We start from the raw sequence: 2,569 nt of genomic DNA, 5'->3' as shown, positions 1-2,569 counted from the left end.
GGCGGGTGCCCGTGGTGGTGCTCTGGTGGGTAGGCCCAGGTGTTTAAGGATCTTTGCAATGGTCGGTGGGTCTTCAATAGAAGCTAAAATCTTGAGACGCCCTTGGCAATGGGGGCAGGTCTGGAATTCGATATTGAAGACACGCTTGAGTAAACGCGCCCATTGGACAAGGATGTCCAGGTGCCGCGAAGCACAAGGATGTGCGAGCGCTGCCGTTGGCTAGAGCAGGGCGTGTTATATAGCGACACAGTCGTTCAAGTTTTTGTCGATCGGTAGGTGCACAGTAGGTGTTGGCGTGCAGACTGAACCCCTGGCGGTTTACACAACGGTCTCCGGTTGAAGGGTAGGCGGTGGCGTTGGGTTCCACCGTTTGCAGGGTTACGAGTTTTTGTCCCGCTCTGGGCCCCAGGGCAATACGATAGGTACAAGAGCTGGCTTGTAGTGGTGTCATAGACGGGTCGGTTGACTCGGGCTGATCAAGATATAGTTGGCCCTGATCTTCCGCCAATACACCCCAGCGTATCAGGTATTGAATCACGAGTTACAACAGCAAAAAATATATTTCTTGTTTTTCTTTCCGAAAGCTGTATAAATATGGCTCTATTTGCATTATTTGATGGTACTGGTATTATGACCAGTATTTCAAATACATGCAGGGAGTGCATTCATGAATAGAATTGCCTTCAATCAACTACTCTCTTCGCTTTCTCATCTTACCAATCTTCAGAAAAAGAAAATTGTCGAAAAAATTGAAATCGGTGACGTAAATGAGTGTATTTCGCTTATCGAAAGACACAGTGGTTGTGACAAAAATTGTCCGCATTGTAAGTCTAATAGTGTTTCTCGCTGGGGACAGTCAGGGTCACTACAACGTTATCGTTGCAAGTCGTGCCTCAAAACCTTTAATTCGCTAACAGGTAGTCCCTTGGCAGGGCTTCATCGCCGTGAACAATGGTTAAAACATAGTCAGTGTTTGATCGATGGTCTGAGCATTCAGAAAACAGCGGATGTGTGCGGCATTGACCCAACGACCGCATTTCGTTGGCGGCATCGCTTTTTGACAACTCCGACCTTAGTGGAACCCAAAAAGATGCGAGGTATTGCCGAAGTGGATGAAATTTTCTTTACGGAATCATCTAAGGGAAACAAGGCATTAACTCAAAGAAAGCCTCGCAAAAGAGGAAAAAACAACCATAAGAATCGCCATATGCGGGTACCGGTACTTCTCGCGCTAGATCGAAATGGCACTATTGCTGACTTTGTGTTCAAGACAATCGATAACGAATCAATCAAGTCTTGCCTACGTCCGCTAATGAGTAAAGAAGTTATATTGTGCACTGATGGCAACTTAATCTATAGAACATTTGCACAGGAGGAAGGACTCGAACATAAACGCCTGGTTGGAGTATCGGGAATTCGTGTGATTGATGAAATATTCCACATACAAAATCTGAATGCCTATGTGTCTCGTTTAAGACAATGGATGTCGAGATTCAAAGGTGTTTCTACAAAATATTTGTCGAACTATCTCGGCTGGAGGAGATTGCTTGAAGGAGAAAATGAATCGATGAACTCAAGGAAGTGTTTGTTGGCAACATTATGATTAAACTACCAACATAATACGCAAATAGAGCCATAAATATACAGCATGTTTTTGCCGCGGGCCATGGAGGATAATTATCCGCTGTCCGACGCGTAAAAATCTCGACAAGAAATCCTCTGGAACAATCTCAAAATGCCAACAATATTGAGAATAGGGCCCTATCGTTTTTTCTTTTACAGTAACGAGCAAGGTGAGCCCCCGCATATACATGTACAAAGAGAAGACCGTTTGGCAAAATACTGGCTGATGCCAGTATCGCTGGCGAGTTCCACCCGGTTTCCGGTACACGAATTGCGACTGATTCAACGACGTATTAAGGAGAACAGGGATCTACTGATGGAGGCCTATCTTGGGTACTTTGACGGCAAACATTAATCCACTGGCGCAAAGTGTTACGTTTACGGATAACGAGATGAGCGTGCGTCTGGTTGATGGTCGTACACTGACGGTTCCTCTTGCGTGGTTTCCTTTGTTGGCCGGGGCTTCAAACGAGCAATTACACAACTATCAAATCCTGGGTGACGGCGAGGGCATCCACTGGCCCGATCTCGATGAAGACCTTAGCGTAAAGGGATTGCTTTTAGGCAATCACTGATTTAAGGTCCTACCTTTCACTTGCCCCTTTCCGCAAAGGGCGCAACTGCCTAAAAAGTAACCACTTTTACAAAAACAGCTTTAGATTCAACAAATCAAGGACCCCATGCAGCCGAAGTTTGTCCATCTGCATTTACACACCGAATACTCCATGGTCGATGGCATTGTGCGCGTCAAGCCGCTGATTAAGCGGGTGGCGGAGACGAACATGCCGGTGGTGGCGGTGACGGATTGGAAATTGGAAAATGAGACGGAAAACTAAGACGGGGGAGATTGAATATTTTTCAACTCAGCAATTAGATCAGTAAGGTCATCCTGGATAATACTCCATAAAGTATCATCATCAATTCCAAGATATCCGTGTATAAGACG

Annotated in this window: 6 protein-coding genes; 4 read left to right on the top strand and 2 right to left on the bottom strand. The window is 45.7% G+C overall.

From position 1 onward, the window contains the following. Positions 1–73: 73 nt before the first annotated feature. Positions 74–538 carry a transposase gene (locus tag OEZ43_22040; GenBank protein MDH5548259.1) on the bottom strand — a complete coding sequence of 155 codons (465 nt, stop codon included), beginning with the start codon at positions 536–538 and terminating at the stop codon, positions 74–76. Positions 539–667: 129 nt separating this feature from the next. Between OEZ43_22040 and OEZ43_22035 the strand changes: the two genes are divergently transcribed. The 4 genes from OEZ43_22035 (at position 668) to OEZ43_22020 (ending at position 2,459) form a co-directional block, all read left to right on the top strand. Further along, positions 668–1,603, top strand: a complete 936-nt coding sequence (locus tag OEZ43_22035; protein ID MDH5548258.1) for an IS1595 family transposase — start codon at positions 668–670, stop codon at positions 1,601–1,603. A gap of 132 nt (positions 1,604–1,735) precedes the next feature. Beyond that, entirely contained in the window at positions 1,736–1,978 is a 243-nt protein-coding gene (locus tag OEZ43_22030; GenBank protein MDH5548257.1) for a DUF4160 domain-containing protein, read from the top strand. Beyond that, complete coding sequence (locus OEZ43_22025; protein MDH5548256.1) at positions 1,953–2,198, top strand: DUF2442 domain-containing protein; 246 nt, start codon at positions 1,953–1,955, stop codon at positions 2,196–2,198. Before OEZ43_22030 ends, OEZ43_22025 begins: the two co-directional genes overlap by 26 nt. A gap of 105 nt (positions 2,199–2,303) precedes the next feature. Then, complete coding sequence (locus tag OEZ43_22020; GenBank protein ID MDH5548255.1) at positions 2,304–2,459, top strand: PHP domain-containing protein; 156 nt, start codon at positions 2,304–2,306, stop codon at positions 2,457–2,459. Here the strand turns inward: OEZ43_22020 and OEZ43_22015 are convergent. Continuing rightward, positions 2,456–2,569: DUF86 domain-containing protein (locus OEZ43_22015; protein ID MDH5548254.1), on the bottom strand; the 114-nt coding region annotated here is incomplete at its 5' end. The genes OEZ43_22020 and OEZ43_22015 overlap by 4 nt on opposite strands.

It is taken from the genome of Gammaproteobacteria bacterium (genome assembly GCA_029881255.1).
Classification (GTDB): domain Bacteria; phylum Pseudomonadota; class Gammaproteobacteria; order S012-40; family S012-40; genus JAOUMY01.
Note: the sequence above shows the minus strand (reverse complement) of the source record. Positions and strands in the feature narration are given on the sequence as shown.